We start from the raw sequence: 17,536 nt of genomic DNA on the forward strand, positions 1-17,536 counted from the left end.
CATGACGATCACCCCGAAGCACCTGAGCGACGAGGAGCTGGCGCAGGCGCTGGCCATCGCCAACGTCCCCACCCTGCTGCCGCTGCTCGTCCAGCTCACGGGCGAGGAGCGCTGGATCGAGGAGCCCTACCTGCCCCGGCGCAACAAGGGTCTGGACGACAACAACGACGGCGGCCTGCCCGAGGAGCTGCAGGCCGAGATCCGCGCGGCCGGCCTGGAGGCCATCCGGGCGTGGCGCGACGGGGCGCCGGTCGCGCTGCCCGACCCCGGTCCCGAGCTCATGGTGCGCATGCTCAGCGTGGCGATGGGCGAGGAGGTCGGCGAGGAGTACGGGCCGATGCTGGCGGCCGAGCTCGCCGCCGTCGACGCGCCGGCCACGACCGCGCCGGTGGCCGGCGTGCCCGAGGGCTTCCACGCGCTCATCGTCGGCGCGGGCGTCTCGGGCATCGCCGCGGCCATCCGCCTGCGCGACGCGGGCATCCCGTTCACGATCGTCGAGCAGCACGAGGCGGTCGGGGGCACGTGGCTGGAGAACCGCTACCCGGGCTGTGGGGTCGACACCCCCAGCGCGCTGTACTCGTTCTCCTTCGCGCCGCACGACTGGAGCAAGTACTTCGCCCTGCGCGACGAGCTGTACGCCTACCTGGAGCAGATCGTCGCCGACACCGGCCTGGACGAGGAGATCCGCTTCCAGACCGAGGTCACCGGCGCGCGCTACGACGAGGACGCCCAGCGCTGGGACGTCGAGCTGCGCGGCCCCGGCGGCACCGCCGAGACGCTGACGGCCGACCTCGTGATCAGCGCGGTCGGCGCGTTCCGGCGCCCGAAGATGCCCACGATCCCGGGTCTGGAGGACTTCGCCGGCGAGCTCGTGCACACCGCGCGCTGGCCCGACGACCTCGACCTGACCGGCAGGCGGGTGGCGGTCATCGGCAACGGCGCCAGCGCGATGCAGCTCGTGCCCGCGATCGCCGGGGTGGCCGCGGCGGTCACGATCTTCCAGCGCTCGCCGCAGTGGGCGGCGCCGTTCGAGCTCTTCCACGCCGAAGTGCCCGAGCCGCTGCGCGAGCTCTCCCAGAGCGTGCCGCTGTACCGCGCCTGGTACCGGCTGCGGGCGGGCTGGACGTTCAACGACCGCATCCACCAGACGCTTCAGAAGGATCCCGACTGGCCGCACCCCGAGCGCTCGGTCAACGAGATCAACGACGGCCACCGCAGGTTCTTCACGCGGTACATCGAGTCCAAGCTGGCCGGCCGCCCCGACCTCGTCGAGAAGGTCACCCCGACCTACCCGCCCTACGGCAAGCGGATCCTGCTCGACAACGGCTGGTACGACAGCCTGCTGCGCGACGACGTGGAGCTGGTCACCGACCCGATCGCCTCGGTCGCGACCGACCGGGTGATCACCGCCACCGGCGCCGAGCACGAGGTCGACGTGATCGTCGCGGCCACCGGGTTCGACGTGGTGCGCTTCCTGGCGCCGATGGACATCCGCGGCCGTGGCGGCGTGAGCCTGCGCGAGGTGTGGGACGACGACGACGCGCGGGCCTACCTGGGGTCCTTCGTCCCGGGCTTCCCCAACTTCTACATGATCTACGGGCCGAACATCGCGGGCGGCCACGGCGGCAGCCTGATCGGCTCCGCCGAACACCAGCTCGACTACCTGATCGACCTGCTCGGCCGGCTGTTCGCCCAGGGCCAGGTGGTGGCCGAGGTGCGCCCCGAGCCCTACGAGCGCCACAACCGGCGCGTCGACGAGGCCCACGAGCGCATGGTCTGGACGCACCCGGGCATGGACACCTACTACCGCAACGGCCACGGCCGGGTCGTGGTCACCACGCCGTTCCGCGTCATCGACTTCTGGGGCATGACGCGCTCGGCCGACCTGGACGACTTCGTCACCGAGCCGCCGCGCGAGGGCGCCACGGCGGGCGCGGGGCGGCGCGCGGCCTGAGCCGCGCCGCTCACGCCCCCGCTACCGCCGGCGGCCGGCGCGCTGCGGACGGGCGGCCGCCCACGCCTACGCGCCGCTGGTCGCGCGGAAGCGCGTGGCCTTGTGGGTGCCGTCGCAGAACGGCTTGCGGGCCGAGCGCCCGCAGCGGCACAGGGCGACCGTGCGCTGGTGGACGGAGATCTCGCGCCCGTCCTGGTCGGTCAGCGTGAAGGGCCGCGGACGAGCAGCGGCCCGTCGCGGTAGGGCGTGATGCGCACCTCGCCGCTCACGACGCGGCCGCCGCCGTCGCGGGGGCGTGCAGGAGCGAGCTGCGGCCCTCGTCCCAGGCGCCGAGCAGGTGGCGCGCCCAGCGGTCCTCGATCTCCACGAGCGCGCGGGCCCCGAACAGCACGTCGGCGGTCAGCGCCGGCTCCTGGCGGACGAGGCCGCCGGCGAGGTCGACCGCGGCGATGTTCTCGTGCACCGCGTCGGCGGTGACGTGCTCGTCGAAGAACGCGGTGGCGCGCGGGTCGTCGACGCCGAGGCGGCGCAGGGCGGTGGCGTAGCGGCGGTTGGGCACCGACGAGGTCATCTCGAACAGCGCGAGGTGCCCGACGATCGCCCCGCGCCGGCGCCGGTGCAGGCCGAACAGGGACATGAGGTTGACCGTCGCCAGGGTGATCCCGGGCAGGCGGTCCAGGTGGGCGCCGTAGGTCGCGTCGAGCTCCAGCGCGCGCAGCACGTCGGCGAACAGCTCGGCGTGCATCCGCGCCGGGTCGCCACCGCCGTACTCGTCGGTCTGGACCTCGACGAGCGCCGCCTTCGGCGCGCCGGCCAGGCGCGGCACCGCCCACGAGTGCGGGTCGGCCTCCTTGAGCTGGTAGGCCGACCGGTGGACGAGGAACTCCCGCAGCTGGTCGAGGTCGCCGTCGACCTCCAGGTGGCGGGCCAGCGAGGGCCCGTCGTCGGCGGCGATGATCGCCCGCAGGGCGAGGTCCATCGTCTCGGGGCCGGCGGAGGGCGGGACCCAGCCCGACAGGGCGTCGTGCAGCCCGGCCTCGAAGACCGCCTCGAGGCGCGCGCGCAGCGCGAGCAGCCCCGGGTCCCATTCCCAGCGCTCGTCGACGCCGTCCAGGCCGCGGTAGTGCAGCTCGTAGAGGCAGTAGAGCGTGAGGTGCAGGTCGTCGTCGGCCAGCGGGTCGGCGGTCGCGTCGACGTCGACGTCGACGTCGACCAGCGTGCCCGGTGCATGCAGCAGCACGGCGAGCACGGCTTCCGACAGTGGGCCACGCGGTGCGGGGGCGACGGGCATGGTTCCCGGCTACCCGAGGAAGCGGTCGGCCAGCCACGCGGCGACCGCTCGCGCGCCACCCTCGGCGGCGACCTCGCGGATCAGGGCGTCGCGCGGATGCAGCACGAGGTCGCGGGCGGACTGCAGCTCGGCGGCGCACCCGAGCCGCGCGGCGGCCGGGGCGAGGTCGTCGAGGAGGTCGCCGAGCACGTCGGCGGTGTCGCGCACCTCGCCGGTGCGCACGTCGGACCAGCGGCCGCGGACGCCGTGGCGGCACGCCGACCACCGGTTCTCGGCGATCCGCCAGCTCTCGGCGGGCTCGGGCAGCGTGCCGGCGGCGGCCCGGTCGGCGAGCGTCGCCACGAGCGCGTGGACGACCGCGGCCAGCGCGGAGGCGTCGGCCGTGGTGGCCTGGGCGTCGGGGACGCGGACCTCGACGGTGCCGTAGCGCGGATGCAGGCGCAGCTCCCACCACCAGCCGTCGGTCGCCGAGAAGGTGCCGGTCGCCGCGCCCCAGCGCCACGCGGCCTCCAGCGCGTCCCAGGTCGGCATCACCGGGGGCACGCCCTGACGCGGCAGCAGGTCGCAGATCTTGGGGCGCATGGACGCCAGGCCGCTGTCGGCCCCCTCGTGGAACGGCGCGCCCGCGCCGAGCGCCGCCAGCGCGGGCAGGTGCTCGCGCAGCGCGTTGTAGACGCCGAGGGCGACGTCGGCGCCCGCGACGGCCACGTGGACGTGCAGCCCGAAGGCGAGCTGGCGACGCGCCGCCCACGCGTACTCCGAGGCGATGGCCTCGTAGCGCGGGCCGCGGGTCAGCGCGCCCTCGCCGGCGGCGAACGGGTGCACGCCGCCGGACGCGAGGACCCCGATCCCGCCGGCGGCGTCCGCCAGCGCCCCGCGCGCCTCGCGCAGGGCCGCCGCGGCCGCGGGCACCGTCTGCACCGGCGGGGTCACCGCCTCGAGCTGGGCCGCGGGCATCTCGGCCTGGAAGCGCCGGTCGCCCTGCAGCCGGCGCAGGACCGCGTCGGCCCGCGGCAGCAGGTCCCACGTCCCGGGACGCAGGAGCATGTACTCCTCCTCCATCCCGACCGTGAGCGGCTCGGCATGGTCGAACGCGGCGCGGGGCCGCGCCGCCACCCCCGTGCTCACGCCTCGGGCTCCTCCGGATCCACGCCGCCGGCGAGCGGCACCGAGCCGTCGAGGACCTCCTGCAGGTGGCGCTGCCGGACGGCTGGCGCCCCGTCGGCCAGAGCGGCGACCCGGGGCAGGCCGGCGCGCTGGTTGAGCTTGGCCCCCACGAGCCAGTGGCCGGCCTCGCCCGCCTCGGCCATCGTGAGGAACTCGAAGCCGTCCACCGCCTCGTCACGGGTCTCGCGCGCGGCGGCGAGGACGCCGGCCTGGGGCGGCAGGTCGTTGGGCAGCGGGCCGTCCCGGACGACCAGGTCCTCGCCGGTCTCGGGATGCGGGCCGTCGAAGACCGCGGACACCTCGTGGTGGTCGGTGTGCGCACCGGTCTCCAGGAAGAGGTCGTGCGTGAGGTCATCGACCAGGTCGCCGGAGCTGGACACGTACCCCCCGGTCGCGTCGGGCGCCTGGGCGTCGACCTGGGCCGGGTCGGTCAGCATCGTGTTGATCGCCCCCGCGACGAGCTCGATGTGGCCGAGCTCCTCCGCGGCGATGTTCGCCACGAGGTCGAAGAACGGCCGTGCGGCCGGGCGTCCCCGGAAGGTGAACGACTGGAACGTGTAGTTCATGAACGCCGACAGCTCGCCAGCGGAGGGCGGCGGCAGGGCGACGCCGAGTCGGTCGATACGGGTGATCATGAAGGGCTGACTCCTGGGTCGGACGTCGTCTGATCAAGACGTGCCTGTTGCGCGAAGCGGGGAAACACGGAGGCCATGCCCGGCGGGCGGGCGGCGCGGGCGGCGACCCCGGCTGAGCGGGTGGTCTGGAAGACTGCCGACGATGACGACGCGACCGCCGGGCGACGACCTCACGGTCCTCCACGACCTCGTCCCGGTCGCGGGGCGCCGCATGGTCGACGTGGGGTGCGGGCCCGGCGACCTCGTGCGGCGCCTGGCCGCCGAGGGCGCCGACGCCGTCGGGCTGGAGATCTCCCAGGAGCAGCTCGCGACCGCGCTGGCCCGTGACCCGGAGGCCACGGGCAGCTACGTCGTCGGCCTCGCCGAGGACCTGCCCTTCGCCGACGCCTCCGTGGACGCAGTGCTGTTCATGAAGTCCTTGCACCACGTGCCCGCGGACGCGATGGACGGGGCGCTGGCCGAGGCGCGCCGCGTCCTGACCGCCGACGGCGCCGTCCTGGTCGTCGAGCCGCTGACCGACGGCACCATGTTCGAGCTCGTGCGCCGCATCGACGACGAGACCGAGGTGCGCCGCCTGGCCCAGGAGGCGCTGGGGCGGGCCGGCGCGGCCGGGCTCGTCTCGGCGGCGGTCCGCGAGTACGAGACCCGCCCGTCCTTCGCGGACTTCACGGCGCTGTGCGACCTCATCACGGGCGTCGACCCGGCACGCGCCGGCGACATCGCCGCGGCGCGCGACGAGCTCGAGCAGGCCTTCGAGCGCCTGGCCGACCGCGACGCCGCCACGGGCGCCTACACGCTGGTGGCGCCGATGCGCGCCGAGCTGCTGCGCCCCGCCTGAGCGGCCTCAGGACTTCCCCCCGGGAGGGATCGCCGTCGCGTTCAGCGCGCCCGTGGTGCGTTGGCCCAGCGCCGCCAGCAGGCGCCGGCCACGGCTTCCGGCTCGTCCTCGACGAGGAAGTGCGACGCGCCGGGCACCGCGTGCCCGGTGGCCTGCGGCGCCAGCGCCCGCCAGGCCGCCACCGGGTCCCCGTAGAAGCGCGGCAGCGCGCCCTCGGCGCCCCAGAGCACGTGCACGGGGCAGGCGATCGTCCGCCGGCCGAGGTCGGCGTCGTCGTGGGCGCGGTCCACCGTCGCGCCCGCGCGGTAGTCCTCGCATATCGCGGTCACGGTGGCCGGGTCGGTCACCTGTGCGCGGTAGGCGGCGACGACCTCGGCCGGATAGCGCGGGTCGCCGGCCTTGATGCCCATGCGCTCGGCCGCGATCCAGAAGCCGCCGGGATCGCCGAGGATCATCCGCTCGGGCAGGGGTGCGGGCTGGGCCAGGAACGGCCAGTGCCAGTAGCCCAGGGCGAAGCGGTCATCGGCGCGCGCCCAGATCTCCCCTGTCGGGACGATGTCCAGGACCACGAGCGACCGCACCTCCTCGGGGTGGTCCAGCGCCATCCGGTAGGCCACGCGGCCGCCGCGATCGTGGCCGGCGACCGCGAACGCGTCGTGCCCCAGGCCGGCCATCGCCGCGACCAGGTCGGCGGCCAGCGCGCGCTTGGCGTGCGGGGCGTGGTCGGCGGCGACCTCCGGGCGGAACGAGTCCCCGTAGCCGGGCAGGTCGGCGGCGACGATGGTGAACCGCTCGGCGAGGCGCGGGGCCACCGCGTGCCACATGAGGTGCGTCTGCGGGAAGCCGTGCAGGAGCAGCAGCGGTGGCCCGGAGCCGCCGATCCGCGCGTGGACGTCGCCGCGCGGCGTCGGGACGTCGTGGGCGGCGAAGCCGTGAAACGGCGCCGCGGTCACCGGGGCCCCGCCAGGAGATCGGCGTGGTGGCGGGCGGCGACGTCGGGGTGCGCGCGCAGGCGCACCTTCAGGGAGTTGTCACCGTAGTTGGCCAGGATCGGGTTGCCGGCGTCGGTGCTCTGCCCGCCGGGCGCCTGCGCCGCGAGCTCGGGCGGCAGCGTCACCGGCTCCACACGGGCGTCGAAGCGCGGGTTGAAGAAGTAGGCCACCGAGAGGCGCTCGACCCCGGCGGGTGGGCTGACGACGCGGTGCACCGTCGCGCGGAACAGGCCCTGGCTGACGAGCTGCAGCAGCTCGCCGATGTTGACCACGAACGCGCCGGGCCGCGCCGGGACGTCGACCCAGGCGCCGTCGACGAGCGCCTGCAGCCCGCCGACCTCGTCCTGGTCCAGGAACGTCAGCAGGCCGCCGTCGGTGTGGCTGCCCACGCCCTGGTCGGTCTGCAGCGCCCCGGTGGCGGCCGGGTAGCGGATGATCTTGGCCAGGATCTCGGGCGGGTCGACGAGCGCGTCGAAGTGCCCGGCCGGCTGGCCGAGGGCCAGCGCCACGGCGCGGATGAGCACGTGGCCGACCGCCTCGAGCGCGGCGATGTAGTCCATGACGGCGGGGCGGAACCCCGGGAGTCCCGCGGGCCACAGGTTCGGGCCGCGCAGCCGCATCCACGCGGGATCGCCGGCCCCCAGCACGGGCGCGGGAAGCTCGCGGCCGATGTCGACCTGGTCGCGCAGGTCACGCAGCCCGTTCGTGCGCTCGTTGCCCAGCCGCGTGTAGCCGCGGAACTGCGGCGAGTGCACGTTCTCGATCGCCAGCCGCTCGTCCTCGGGCAGCGCGAAGAACGCGGCCGCGGCGGCGCGGACGCCGGAGGTCACCCCGTCGGGCACGCCGTGGCCCTCGAGGTAGATCGCCCCGTTGCGGTGGAACGCCTGCTGGAGCGCCACGACGAACGCGCGGCCCTGCGGGCCGCCCGGGTCGGCGGCGAAGCCCGAGAGGTCGAGGACCGGGAGGGGCGCGTCGGGGACCATGGGGGATCATTCCCGATGGCGCCGGTAGGCTGCCACGCCGTGGAGATCGACGCCGTCCCCTTCGAGGTCAACGTCCCGCAGGCGGTCCTCGACGACCTCGCCCGGCGCCTGGAGGCGACCCGCTGGCCCGTCGAGCCCGCGAGCGGGCCGTGGCGCTACGGCGCCGACTCGAGCTACGTGCGCCGCGTCGTCGACCACTGGCGCGACGGCTACGACTGGCGGGCGTCGGAGCGCGCGATCAACCGCTTCGACAACTACACGACCACGATCGAGGGCCTGGAGGTGCACTTCATCCTCGAGCACGGCTCCGGCCCCGCCCCGCGGCCGCTCATCGTCACCCACGGCTGGCCCGGCTCGATCGTCGAGTTCCTGGAGGTCGTCGAGCCGCTGGCCCACCCCGAGCGCTTCGGCGGCGACGTGGCGGACGCGTTCACCGTCGTCGTGCCGAGCATCCCGGGCTACGGCTTCTCCCAGGCGCCGGACGCGCCGATCACGCCGCGCGACGTCGGGCGGATGTTCGACACGCTGATGACCGAGCGGCTCGGCTTCGCCACCTACCTGGCCCAGGGCGGCGACTGGGGCAGCATCATCACCTCGTGGATGGGCTACGACCAGCCCGAGCACGTCGAGGCCATGCACCTCAACCTGGTGGCCTTCGAGGCGCTGCCGCCCGACGGGCGGCTCAGCGAGGAGGAGCAGGCCTGGGTGGAGCGCAGCGCGGTGCGCCGCGACCCCGAGGCCGGATACCGCATCCAGCAGGGCACCCGGCCCCACACGCTGGCCTACGGGCTCACCGACTCCCCCGCCGGCCTCGCGGCGTGGATCCTGGAGAAGTTCCACGGCTGGACGGTGCCCGGCGAGGATCGCGACCCCCCGTTCGACCTCGACCACCTGCTGGCCAACGTCATGCTCTACTGGCTCGCCGGCCCGGGTCCCGCGAGCTGGCTCTACATCGCCACGATCGAGCAGGGCGCCCGGCGCCTGCCCGACGGCGAGCGCGTGCGGGTGCCGACCTCGTTCCTGCTGTGCCCCCGCGACATCAGCGTGCCGCCGCCCGACAGCGTGATCGAGCGGGCCTACGTCATGGTCCGCCGCACCGACGCGCCCGACGGCGGCCACTTCGTCGCCTTCGAGCAGGGCGACCTGTTCGTGCGCGACGTGCGCGAGGCCTTCCGCGACCGCGGCTGAGACCCCTACGGGCCGGCGGCCACGAGCTCCAGCCGGTTGCCCCACGGGTCCTCGGTGTGGCAGCGGCGCACGCCGGGCAGCGCGTCGTCCCAGCGCACCACGGCCCCTGCGGCCGCCAGGCGTGCGGCAAGCGCCTCGAGGTCGCCGGCGCGCAGCGCCGGGTGGGCCTTGGCCGCGGGCGTGAAGGGGTCCTCGACCCCGACGTGCAGCGCACGGCCGCCGACCGCGAACCACACGCCGCCGCGGTCGCGCAGCGGCTCGGGCTTGGCGATCTCGGCCAGCCCCAGCAGCCCGCCGTAGAACCGCCGCGCCTCCGCCTCGCAGCCGGGCGGCGCCGCGACCTGCACGTGGTCCAGGTCGGTGACCCCGGCACCCCCGGCGCCGACGACCGCGACCGCCATGAGCTCGATCAGGGCGGCCTCGTCGACCAGGCCGGTCACGCCGAACAGGCCGGTGGCCGGGTAGTGGCGGCCGAAGTGGCGCTGCCACGCGCGCCCGAGCTCGCGCCGCGCGGACCGGTAGGCGGCCAGGTCGGTGACGAAGATCTGCATCGCGACGATGTCGGCGGCCCGGCCCCCGGCCGCCGCGAGCGCGAGCACGACGTTGCCGGCGGCCACGTCGAGCTGCTCGGCCAGCGTCGTGCCGCGCACGTGTCCGTCGGGTCCCGTCGCGATCTGGCCCGCCAGGTGCACGAGCCGGCCCTCCCCCGCCACGACGGCGTGCGTGTAGCCGACCGGGGCCGCCAGCCCGGGCGCGTCGACGTGCCGGTGCTCCATCGGGCGCAGTCTAGGTCCGCGAGGCCGGCCAACCCTCGCGGCACGCCCGCGATCGGCGTCCTGCTCGGCGGCGCGCCCGAACACCGCGCGGCGGTCGACGTCCACCTCACGCCGCTGCCGCTCGAGCTCGGTGCGGCCGGCTCAGCCCCGCGGTGGGCCCACGTCACCCGCCGGACCCAGTTCCTATGATGACGGTGAACGTACCCAGCGGAGCGCACCGAGCGCCCGCACGCTTCGCATGCTCACCTTCCCCAACCCCGTCAACGAGGTCTCCGCCCGCGTCGTCGCGGGCTGCGTGGCCGTGCTCAGCCTGGCCACGATCCTCTCGGGCCAGACGTGGTTCGCCGCCGTCATCGCGGCCGGCTTCATCGCCCGTGTCCTGACCGGCCCGACGCTGAGCCCGCTCGGCCAGCTCGCCACGCGCGTCATCACGCCGCGCCTCGGCCTGCCGGAGAAGCTCGTCGCCGGCCCGCCCAAGCGCTTCGCCCAGGGCATGGGCGCCGTCATCTCCTCGACCGCCGCGGTGCTCACGCTGGGCTTCGGCCTGGACATGGAGGCCGACGTGGTGCTCAGCCTGATCGTCGTCGCGGCCACGCTCGAGTCCGCCTTCGCCGTCTGCATCGGGTGCATGGTGTTCAGCCGGCTCATGCGCGCCGGGATCATCCCGCCCGAGGTGTGCGAGAGCTGCAACGACATCTGGACGCGCGTCCCGCAGCCGGCTGCCGGACCGCGATAGCCGAGAGGTCCGCTGACGACGGCGGAGCGGCCGGGCGCGCCTGTCCCGCCGCGCCCGGCTGTCCGCCCCGGCCTGGGTCGGGGCTCAGCTCGTCGCCGAGGAGGCCGACCGTGACCCGGACCTCTCGCGGCGCGGCGCCCGCGGAGGTCGCGCTCATGAGGGGTTCCTTTCGGAAGGGCGTTCCGAGCAGGCGCTGCGCCGGCGCCCTGTGTCGCCGAGCACCCGCCCCAGCGCCTCGCGGTGACGTGGCGGCCCCGCACGTCCGGCGCCGACGGCGGCACCGGACCGGCTCAACATCGTCCACGGTAGGGCCGCCGACCCCGCCGATCCACCGCGAGCGCCCGGTACGGTGCCCGCATGCTCCCCGCCACGCTCACCGGACCGGCCGCGACGATCTCCGAGCGGTTGATGGCCGCCGGGCAGACCGTCGCCGTCGCCGAGTCCTCGGCGGGCGGCCTCATCTCGGCCGCGCTGCTCGCGGTGCCCGGCGCCTCGGCGTACTACCGCGGCGGCGTGGTGATCTACACACTGGAGGGGGCACGGGCGCTGCTGGCCGGCGCGACCGACCTCGACCCAGGCTCCCGCGGGGCCTGCGAGCCGTTCGCCCGCTACCTGTCGGCCTCGGCCGCCGCGAGGCTGGATGCCGACTGGGGCGTGGGCGAGACCGGCGCGACCGGCCCCAGAGGCAACCGCTACGGCGACCCGGCCGGGCACGCCTGGGTCGCCGTGAGCGGCCCCGCAGGGCACCTGGACGCCCGGCACGCGCTGACCGGCTCGGACGATCGCGCGGCCAACATGGAGCACTTCGCCGCGCAGGCCCTGACGCTGCTGGCCGACGCGCTGGCGTGACGGCTAGCGCAGGGCCAGGGCCACGACGACCTGGGCCGTCCACGCCGCGGTCCGCACCCAGTTCGCCCGCACGAGCCGCGTGATCTGGCGATCGGTGGCGCCGCCGGCCATGGCGCCGTGCATCGGCGCGTAGACCAGCCCGGTGATCGCGAACAGCCCCACGGCCAGCGCGGCGTTGGCCGCGCCCAGGGCGGCGTCCTCGCGCACGAGCACGGCGACGGCGAGCGCGACGTCGGCGACCATGAGCGGCAACACGAGCCGCGCGATGCGGCGCTGGTGCTCGGCCTGGTAGCGCAGGCGGTCGGCGGCGCCCACCAGCGCGAACAGCGGGTAGTGGACCACCTGGATCGTCCAGATGAGCCCGGCCAGCGCCGCCGCGACGACCAGGTTCGCCGTCAGGAGGTCCACGCCCGGTGTACGACCGGGCGGCCGCCGGGGCTCACCCCGGGGGGCCGGGCCCCGCCCCTCAGCCGCCGCCGTAGACGACGACCATGTCGGTGATCAACCCGATCATGAACCCGGCGGTGAGCATCCAGAGGCCGACCTCGCGATGCCCGAAGCGGCGCATCGCGTGCCAGATCTCGACGACGACGTAGAGGATCGCGCCGCCGGCGACCGCGTAGAAGACGAGGGCCAGGGCGTCGGAGGAGACCTGGTAGCCGATCATGGACCCGAGGAACGTCGGCCCGCCGCCGATCAGCCCGGCCGCGCCGAGCCATCGCCAGGACGGCCGCACGTCGCCCAGCGGCCCGACGATGCCGAAGCCCTCGGTCGTGTTGTGCAGGGCGAAGCCGATGATGAGGACCGTCGCCAGGCCGATCTCCCCGGCGTTGGCCGCGACGCCGATGGCCAGCCCCTCGGCGAAGTTGTGCAGGCCGATCGCCGCGGCGATCGTCATGCCGGTCCGCAGGCGCGCCGAGCGCACCCCGCGCCGGTGGTCCTCCAGCAGGCGGTGGTCCTCGACGGTCAGGGTGTCGCCGGCGGCACCGGCCATGGGCGGCACCACGTCCTTGGGGCGCATGCGCCGCTCGAACATCGCCAGGCCCACCGTGCCGGTCGCGAAGCCCGCAGCCAGCAGAAGGGCGAGGCCGATCGGCTCCAGGACGCCGTTCTTGTCGTCCTTGAAGCCGACGACCCGGTCCTCGACGATCGCGAAGGCGTGCTCGAAGACGTCGACGAAGAGGAACGCGAGCACCCCCACGGCGAACATGGCCAGGGCGACGCGGCCGCGCGTCCCGAGCAGCCGCCAGCGCCCGAGCGGCAGGCCGAGGAAGATCGTCGAGCCCGCGATCGCGCCCAGCAGGGTGGTCTCGGCGAACGTCACCCGAAGGCTCGGCGGAGGGGGCAGGGCTCGGTCATTAGGCAAGCCTAACACCGTGGGGTGCGCTGCGCGGGTGCGAGACTCGCCGGCCGTGAGCGCGCCGCCTGCAGCATCCCAGACCCCGTCCGGCCCGGTGCCCGCGCGGTCCAACGTGACGACGATGGGGTGGGCGGCCTTCTGGAGCGGGATGGCCCAGGAGATGATCTACCCCCTGCTGCCCATCTTCCTGATCGTGGCGCTGTCGTCATCCAAGACGGCGCTGGGCACCGTCGAGGGCCTGCTCGGGGTCGGCGTGACGATCGCGCGCCTCGTCTCCGGGCGCGCGATGGACCGCGGCCGTTCGCCGCTGCTGCTGACGCGGATCTCCTACGGGCTGTCGCTGGCGGCCCGGCCGCTCATCGCGCTGGCGCCGACGGTGGGCGTCGTGGCCCTGCTGCGCGTCGCCGACGGGCTGGGCAAGGGCGGCAAGGACGCGCCGAAGGCCGTGCTCGTGGCCGCCGACGCCGACGGCGCGCGGATGGGCCGGGCGTTCGGGATACAGACGCTCCTCGACACGCTGGGCTCCGTGGCCGGGCCGCTGGTCGCCGGGCTCATCCTGCTCGTCGCCGGCCACGGCGAGTCGGGCCTGCGGATCTGCTTCGCGCTGGCGGCGATCCCGGCGATCGGCGCCGTGCGCCAGCTCGCGCGGGCCCACGACACGCTCGTGCCCGCGCGCCACGAGCACGGGCCGCGCGCGTCGCTCGGGCGGCCGTTCCGCGTGCTGCTCGTCGCGGTCCTGCTCTTCGGCCTGGCCAACTCGAGCGACACCCTCCTGCTCCTGCGCGCCCGGTCGGCCGGCCTGTCGGCCGCCGACCTCGCGTTCCTGTTCGCCGCGTTCAACCTGGTCTACGCGCTCATGGCCGTGCCGATCGGCGCGCTCTCGGACCGCGTCGGGCGCCGGCCGCTGCTGTTCGTCGCCTGGACGGTCTACGTCGGGGTCTACATCGGCTTCGCGTTCGCGTCGCAGGCCTGGACGCTCGTGGCGCTCTTCCTGGCCTACGGGATCTTCTACGCCGCCAACGACGGGGTGGTCAAGGCCTGGATCACGTCGCTCGTGCCCCCCGACCGCCGCGGCCAGGCCTTCGCGCTCAACGCCGCGGCCTCCGGGCTGCTCCTGCTGCCGGCCAGCGTCATCGCCGGCGGCCTGTGGGACCGGTCCGGACCCCGGGCCGCGTTCCTGTTCGGGGCGGCGACCGCCGCGCTGGCCCTCGCGGTCGTCGCGCTGGCCCCCGCGCTGCGCGGGCGCCGCGCGGGTCTATAGTCGCGCGATGAGTACCTTCCCCGGCGGCGAGGGTCCCCTGCAGAGCGGCGGTCCCCGCCACGAGCACACGCAGATCGAGCTGTACGGCCACGTCGAGGGCCTGTGCCGCGAGGAGACCGAGCTGCTCGAGCTCGCCGAGCACGAGCGCACCGCCCACCAGCACGAGCGCCTGCAGGCGATCACCGCCGAGCTCGACCGGATCTGGGAGCACCTGCGGGAGCGGGCGCAGCGCCTGCGGCGCGCCGTCTAGTCGGGTTCTCCCGACATCCGGACGACGGGCGACCGGACGCCGGGACGGCCCGGCGGGCGTCATCATCCAGGGCATGCCGACCACGACCCCGCGCACCGCATCCCTGTCGCGCCGGCGGCTGCTGTTCACCCTGCGCTACGTGGTCCCCACCGTCGTCTGCAGCAGCGGGATCGCGATCGTCCTGATCGCCGGGGTCGGCGGCTACGGGCCCGACGCCCTGTCGGGGCTGTTCGGGGCCGGGGGCGCGATCTACCTCATGAACAAGTTCATGCGCATGGGGATCGAGGGCGACGGCGACCGCGACGTCGAGGAGGCCGGCCGGCTGTTCCTGGACCGCTACGGCATGTGGCCCGACGAGATCCCCGCCGGCTGGCGGCCGCCCGACGGGCAGCCCGACGTCGACACCGCGTTCGCGGCCATCCTCGAGGAGCGGCGCCACAGCGACGTCGCGGCCTGAGCGCCCCCGCCGGCCCGCCCGCCGGGGGCCGCGGCGGGTAGCTTGCGTGCGATGGCGCCGCTGCGGGTGGTCATCGCCGAGGATCAGGTCCTGCTGCGCGCGGGGCTCTCCCGCCTGCTGCAGGACGCCGGGATGGAGGTCGTCGGCGAGGCCGGCGACGCGCCCGACCTGCTGCGCAAGGTCGCCGCCCACCACCCCGACGTCGCGATCACCGACGTCCAGATGCCGCCCGACCACGCCGACGACGGCCTGCGCGCGGCGATCGCGATCCGCCGCGAGCACCCCGGCGTCGGTGTGCTGGTGCTCTCGCAGTTCTCCGACGAGCGCTACGCGCTGGACCTCATCGGCGACGACGCGGCCGGCGTGGGCTATCTGCTCAAGGACCGCGTCGCCGACCTCGACGCGTTCGCCGACGCCGTGCGCCGCGTCGCCGCCGGCGGCTCGGCGCTGGACCCCGAGGTCGTCGGGCTGATGGTGGGCCGCCGGCGCAGGGACGACCCCCTGCAGACGCTCACCCCGCGCGAGCGCGAGGTCCTGGCCCTCATGGCCGAGGGCCGGTCGAACTCCGGCATCGCCGACGCGCTGCACCTCAGCCTCGCCGCGGTGGAGAAGAACGTCACGCGCATCTTCACCCGGCTGGACCTGGGCCACGAGCCCGGCGATCACCGCCGGGTGCTGGCCGTGCTCACCCTGCTGCGGGCGGGCTGACCGGCGCCCCCAGCGGCAGCCGCGCGACCAGGCGCGTCCCCGCGCCCGGCGGGCTGACCACCTCCAGCGTGCCGTCCAGCGCGGCCACGCGGTCGGCCAGCCCGGCGAGGCCGGAGCCGCCGTCGCGCGCGGGCGCCGCCCCGCCGCGGCCGTCGTCGGCCACCGCGACGACGAGGTCGTCGGCCTCGACGGCCACGCGCACCGACGCCTCACGCGCCTCCGCGTGCTTGGTCGCGTTGGCCAGCGCCTCGGCGGCGACGAAGTAGGCCGTGGCCTCCAGCACGGCCGGCAGCCGCCGCGGCGTGACGTCGAGGGCGACGGGCAGCGGCGCACGGGCCGTCAGCGACTCCAGCGCGCCGCGCAGCCCGAGGTCGGTGAGGACCGACGGGTGCAGCCCGGCCGCCAGCTCGCGCAGGTCGGCGATCGCCGCACGGGCCTCCTCCAGGGCGCCGCCGAGCAGCGCCGCGGCCTCGGCGTCGCCCGCCACGCGACGGGCGGCGAGCCCCAGGGCGAGGACGACGTTGACCAGGCGCTGCTGCGCGCCGTCGTGCAGGTCGCGGCCCATGCGCCGGCGCTCGTCGAGCGTCGCCTGCACGATCCGCGCGCGCGACGCGTGCAGCGCCTGGGCGCGGGCGCGCTCGCGCTCCTCGCGGGCCAGGGCGTCGAGGGCGGCGCGACGCTCGGTGGTGTCGCGGAAGACGACGACCGCGCCGCGGCCCTGCTCGGTGTCCACCGGGGCCGAGGAGTAGGCGACCGGGACCATGGTGCCGTCGCGGCGGACGAACCAGTCCTCCTCGACGCGGACGACCGCGCCCGTGGCCCGCGGCCGCAGCAGCGGGCAGTCGGCCTCGGCGAACGGCGTGCCGTCGGGGTGGCGATGGTGGATCGTCGCGTGGCTCGGCCGGCCCAGGAGCTCGGACTCGTGCTCGTAGCCCAGCACGCGCAGGCCGGCCGGATTGACGTACTGGACGCGCCCGTCGCCGTCGACCGCGTAGATCGCGTCGGCGACGGACTCCACGAACGCCGCGAGGACCGCCGCGGCGCCGGAGCCCAGCCGCTCGCCGACGTCGGGCCGGGGCGTATCGTCGTCCATGCGACGACGGTAGTCGCCCTGAAGCGCACGGTCGTGGTGCCCTCGGCCTCCGCGACGTCGATCTCGATGAGCGCGCGCAGCGCGCGGTCTGCGGGTAGCCCTCCGGGGAGTCCTCCCACGTCTCCCGGCGCCCGGGCGCGGTGATGTCGAAGTGGTCGGTGAGCGTGGACCGGGGTGTCCCAGCCCATCGGCGTCTTCCAGCGCGCGACGCCGGGCTCGAAGACGAAGCGGCAGACGATGAGCTGGCGCCGGCCCCGCGAACAGGTCGAACAGGCCGACCCGCCGGCCGGCGCGTCGCGGGCGCGGGTGAGCTCCTCCTCCTCGACCAGCAGCTCCTCGCGCGCGACATCCCACTCCTGCGGCGAGACGACCGGGAGGCATGTTCATCATGATGCCTGCTCCTCCAGGTCGTCGTCGACGACGTCGAACAGGCGGCCCCAGGGAACGCTGCTGATCCTCCCGTCGGCCGCGACGCCCAGCACGTTGGGCTGCACCGAGAGGCGGTGCGTGCGACCCTGCACCACGCGCGTCACGACGCCGGTCTGCTCCAACACCTTTGCGAAGGCGCCCGGTGCGGATCGCCAACCATCGCGTCGACACCTCGGAGGCCGGAGGGCCGTCGCGCAAGCCCCCCGTCAGCGGACGGCGCGGATGATCTCGACGAGCTCCTCGGTCCCGTAGCCGAGGTGCCGCGCGAGGCGCACGAGCTCGCCGGCGCGGACGACGACCGCGCCGCGCTCGGGGGTGCCCGCGACGATGACGCCCCGCCCGCGGCGGAAGTCCACGAGCCCCTCGTCGCGCAGCGCGCGCAGCGCGGCGAGCACCGTGTTGCGGTTGACGCCCAGCACCGCCGCCAGGTCCTTGGCCGGCGGCAGGCGCTCCCCGACGGCCGCCTCGCCGTCGGCGATCGCCCGACGCAGCTCGGCCGCGACCTGGTCGGCGAGGCCCAGGGGCGCGGCGGGGTCGCGATTGACAGGCCGCATGGTGCTAGTGATACT

21 protein-coding genes are annotated in these 17,536 nt (G+C 75.3%); 9 read left to right on the forward strand and 12 right to left on the reverse strand.

The window, feature by feature from the left end:
- Position 1: 1 nt before the first annotated feature.
- Positions 2-1,954: a flavin-containing monooxygenase gene (locus FSW04_RS20620; RefSeq protein ID WP_146922104.1), complete on the forward strand. Its 1,953-nt coding sequence runs from the start codon at positions 2-4 to the stop codon at positions 1,952-1,954.
- A gap of 66 nt (positions 1,955-2,020) precedes the next feature.
- On the opposite strand, the gene FSW04_RS28720 is transcribed toward FSW04_RS20620, so the two are convergent.
- The 4 genes from FSW04_RS28720 to FSW04_RS27485 all read right to left on the reverse strand — a co-directional run bounded on the left by FSW04_RS28720 (position 2,021) and on the right by FSW04_RS27485 (position 5,047).
- Entirely contained in the window at positions 2,021-2,158 is a 138-nt protein-coding gene (locus FSW04_RS28720; RefSeq protein WP_146923914.1) for a CDGSH iron-sulfur domain-containing protein, read from the reverse strand.
- 61 nt (positions 2,159-2,219) lie between these two features.
- Entirely contained in the window at positions 2,220-3,245 is a 1,026-nt protein-coding gene (locus FSW04_RS20630) for an iron-containing redox enzyme family protein (protein WP_146922105.1), read from the reverse strand.
- A 9-nt stretch (positions 3,246-3,254) separates the two neighbouring features.
- A complete protein-coding gene (locus tag FSW04_RS20635) occupies positions 3,255-4,373 on the reverse strand; it encodes a carboxylate-amine ligase (RefSeq protein ID WP_146922106.1) in 1,119 nt (372 codons plus the stop codon).
- Positions 4,370-5,047 (reverse strand): manganese catalase family protein, encoded by a 678-nt coding sequence (locus tag FSW04_RS27485; protein ID WP_228430615.1) that lies wholly within the window; start codon positions 5,045-5,047, stop codon positions 4,370-4,372. The genes FSW04_RS20635 and FSW04_RS27485 overlap by 4 nt, the downstream gene beginning before the upstream one ends.
- Positions 5,048-5,189: 142 nt before the next feature.
- On the opposite strand from FSW04_RS27485, the gene FSW04_RS20645 reads away from it, so the two are divergent.
- Complete coding sequence (locus tag FSW04_RS20645; RefSeq protein WP_146922107.1) at positions 5,190-5,885, forward strand: class I SAM-dependent methyltransferase; 696 nt, start codon at positions 5,190-5,192, stop codon at positions 5,883-5,885.
- A 41-nt stretch (positions 5,886-5,926) separates the two neighbouring features.
- Here FSW04_RS20645 and FSW04_RS20650 read toward each other — a convergent pair whose 3' ends face one another.
- Complete coding sequence (locus FSW04_RS20650; RefSeq protein WP_146922108.1) at positions 5,927-6,838, reverse strand: alpha/beta fold hydrolase; 912 nt, start codon at positions 6,836-6,838, stop codon at positions 5,927-5,929.
- Entirely contained in the window at positions 6,835-7,860 is a 1,026-nt protein-coding gene (locus tag FSW04_RS20655; RefSeq protein WP_146922109.1) for an isopenicillin N synthase family dioxygenase, read from the reverse strand. Before FSW04_RS20655 ends, FSW04_RS20650 begins: the two co-directional genes overlap by 4 nt.
- Positions 7,861-7,899: 39 nt before the next feature.
- On the opposite strand from FSW04_RS20655, the gene FSW04_RS20660 reads away from it, so the two are divergent.
- The gene (locus tag FSW04_RS20660; protein ID WP_187368957.1) at positions 7,900-9,048 is read left to right on the forward strand and encodes an epoxide hydrolase family protein; all 1,149 of its coding nucleotides are present in this window, start codon (positions 7,900-7,902) and stop codon (positions 9,046-9,048) included.
- 5 nt (positions 9,049-9,053) lie between these two features.
- Here the strand turns inward: FSW04_RS20660 and FSW04_RS27490 are convergent, their stop codons facing one another.
- Complete coding sequence (locus FSW04_RS27490) at positions 9,054-9,824, reverse strand: Rid family hydrolase (RefSeq protein WP_228430616.1); 771 nt, start codon at positions 9,822-9,824, stop codon at positions 9,054-9,056.
- 238 nt (positions 9,825-10,062) lie between these two features.
- Here FSW04_RS27490 and FSW04_RS20670 point away from each other — a divergent pair, with 238 nt between their 5' ends.
- On the forward strand, positions 10,063-10,560 hold the full coding sequence (locus FSW04_RS20670; RefSeq protein WP_146922111.1) for a DUF4395 domain-containing protein: 498 nt from the start codon (positions 10,063-10,065) through the stop codon (positions 10,558-10,560).
- Positions 10,561-10,917: 357 nt separating this feature from the next.
- Positions 10,918-11,409, forward strand: coding sequence for a CinA family protein (locus FSW04_RS20675; protein ID WP_146922112.1), 492 nt, complete (start codon positions 10,918-10,920; stop codon positions 11,407-11,409).
- Between the two features lie 3 nt (positions 11,410-11,412).
- Here FSW04_RS20675 and FSW04_RS20680 read toward each other — a convergent pair whose 3' ends face one another.
- Together FSW04_RS20680 and FSW04_RS20685 are read right to left on the reverse strand one after the other, a co-directional pair.
- On the reverse strand, positions 11,413-11,817 hold the full coding sequence (locus tag FSW04_RS20680) for a hypothetical protein (RefSeq protein WP_146922113.1): 405 nt from the start codon (positions 11,815-11,817) through the stop codon (positions 11,413-11,415).
- Positions 11,818-11,875: 58 nt separating this feature from the next.
- On the reverse strand, positions 11,876-12,733 hold the full coding sequence (locus FSW04_RS20685) for a ZIP family metal transporter (protein ID WP_187368958.1): 858 nt from the start codon (positions 12,731-12,733) through the stop codon (positions 11,876-11,878).
- Positions 12,734-12,821: 88 nt separating this feature from the next.
- On the opposite strand from FSW04_RS20685, the gene FSW04_RS20690 reads away from it, so the two are divergent.
- The 4 genes from FSW04_RS20690 (at position 12,822) to FSW04_RS20705 (ending at position 15,445) form a co-directional block, all read left to right on the forward strand.
- Positions 12,822-14,030, forward strand: a complete 1,209-nt coding sequence (locus FSW04_RS20690; protein WP_187368959.1) for an MFS transporter — start codon at positions 12,822-12,824, stop codon at positions 14,028-14,030.
- Between the two features lie 7 nt (positions 14,031-14,037).
- Positions 14,038-14,280, forward strand: coding sequence for a DUF2630 family protein (locus FSW04_RS20695; RefSeq protein ID WP_146922116.1), 243 nt, complete (start codon positions 14,038-14,040; stop codon positions 14,278-14,280).
- Between the two features lie 73 nt (positions 14,281-14,353).
- A complete protein-coding gene (locus FSW04_RS20700) occupies positions 14,354-14,737 on the forward strand; it encodes a hypothetical protein (protein ID WP_146922117.1) in 384 nt (127 codons plus the stop codon).
- A gap of 51 nt (positions 14,738-14,788) precedes the next feature.
- On the forward strand, positions 14,789-15,445 hold the full coding sequence (locus tag FSW04_RS20705; RefSeq protein ID WP_146922118.1) for a response regulator transcription factor: 657 nt from the start codon (positions 14,789-14,791) through the stop codon (positions 15,443-15,445).
- Here FSW04_RS20705 and FSW04_RS20710 read toward each other — a convergent pair.
- The 3 genes from FSW04_RS20710 to FSW04_RS20720 all read right to left on the reverse strand — a co-directional run bounded on the left by FSW04_RS20710 (position 15,423) and on the right by FSW04_RS20720 (position 17,521).
- Positions 15,423-16,538, reverse strand: a complete 1,116-nt coding sequence (locus FSW04_RS20710) for a PAS domain-containing sensor histidine kinase (protein ID WP_146922119.1) — start codon at positions 16,536-16,538, stop codon at positions 15,423-15,425. The two genes, FSW04_RS20705 and FSW04_RS20710, sit on opposite strands and share 23 nt — an antisense overlap.
- A gap of 386 nt (positions 16,539-16,924) precedes the next feature.
- Positions 16,925-17,092, reverse strand: a complete 168-nt coding sequence (locus tag FSW04_RS26415) for a hypothetical protein (protein WP_187368960.1) — start codon at positions 17,090-17,092, stop codon at positions 16,925-16,927.
- An 81-nt stretch (positions 17,093-17,173) separates the two neighbouring features.
- A complete protein-coding gene (locus FSW04_RS20720; RefSeq protein WP_146922120.1) occupies positions 17,174-17,521 on the reverse strand; it encodes a GntR family transcriptional regulator in 348 nt (115 codons plus the stop codon).
- Positions 17,522-17,536: the final 15 nt, after the last annotated feature.

The organism is Baekduia soli, from assembly GCF_007970665.1.
In the GTDB taxonomy this organism is placed as follows: domain Bacteria; phylum Actinomycetota; class Thermoleophilia; order Solirubrobacterales; family Solirubrobacteraceae; genus Baekduia; species Baekduia soli.

Bases quoted from the DNA above. Each gene is read 5' to 3' on its own strand.
- FSW04_RS20620 (WP_146922104.1), top strand. From the start codon at position 2: ATGACGATCACCCCGAAGCACCTGAGCGACGAGGAGCTGGCGCAGGCG.
- FSW04_RS20630 (WP_146922105.1), bottom strand. From the start codon at position 3,245: ATGCCCGTCGCCCCCGCACCGCGTGGCCCACTGTCGGAAGCCGTGCTC.
- FSW04_RS27485 (WP_228430615.1), bottom strand. From the start codon at position 5,047: ATGATCACCCGTATCGACCGACTCGGCGTCGCCCTGCCGCCGCCCTCC.
- FSW04_RS20645 (WP_146922107.1), top strand. From the start codon at position 5,190: ATGACGACGCGACCGCCGGGCGACGACCTCACGGTCCTCCACGACCTC.
- FSW04_RS20655 (WP_146922109.1), bottom strand. From the start codon at position 7,860: ATGGTCCCCGACGCGCCCCTCCCGGTCCTCGACCTCTCGGGCTTCGCC.
- FSW04_RS27490 (WP_228430616.1), bottom strand. From the start codon at position 9,824: ATGGAGCACCGGCACGTCGACGCGCCCGGGCTGGCGGCCCCGGTCGGC.
- FSW04_RS20670 (WP_146922111.1), top strand. From the start codon at position 10,063: ATGCTCACCTTCCCCAACCCCGTCAACGAGGTCTCCGCCCGCGTCGTC.
- FSW04_RS20675 (WP_146922112.1), top strand. From the start codon at position 10,918: ATGCTCCCCGCCACGCTCACCGGACCGGCCGCGACGATCTCCGAGCGG.
- FSW04_RS20695 (WP_146922116.1), top strand. From the start codon at position 14,038: ATGAGTACCTTCCCCGGCGGCGAGGGTCCCCTGCAGAGCGGCGGTCCC.
- FSW04_RS20700 (WP_146922117.1), top strand. From the start codon at position 14,354: ATGCCGACCACGACCCCGCGCACCGCATCCCTGTCGCGCCGGCGGCTG.
- FSW04_RS20705 (WP_146922118.1), top strand. From the start codon at position 14,789: ATGGCGCCGCTGCGGGTGGTCATCGCCGAGGATCAGGTCCTGCTGCGC.
- FSW04_RS20710 (WP_146922119.1), bottom strand. From the start codon at position 16,538: ATGGACGACGATACGCCCCGGCCCGACGTCGGCGAGCGGCTGGGCTCC.
- FSW04_RS20720 (WP_146922120.1), bottom strand. From the start codon at position 17,521: ATGCGGCCTGTCAATCGCGACCCCGCCGCGCCCCTGGGCCTCGCCGAC.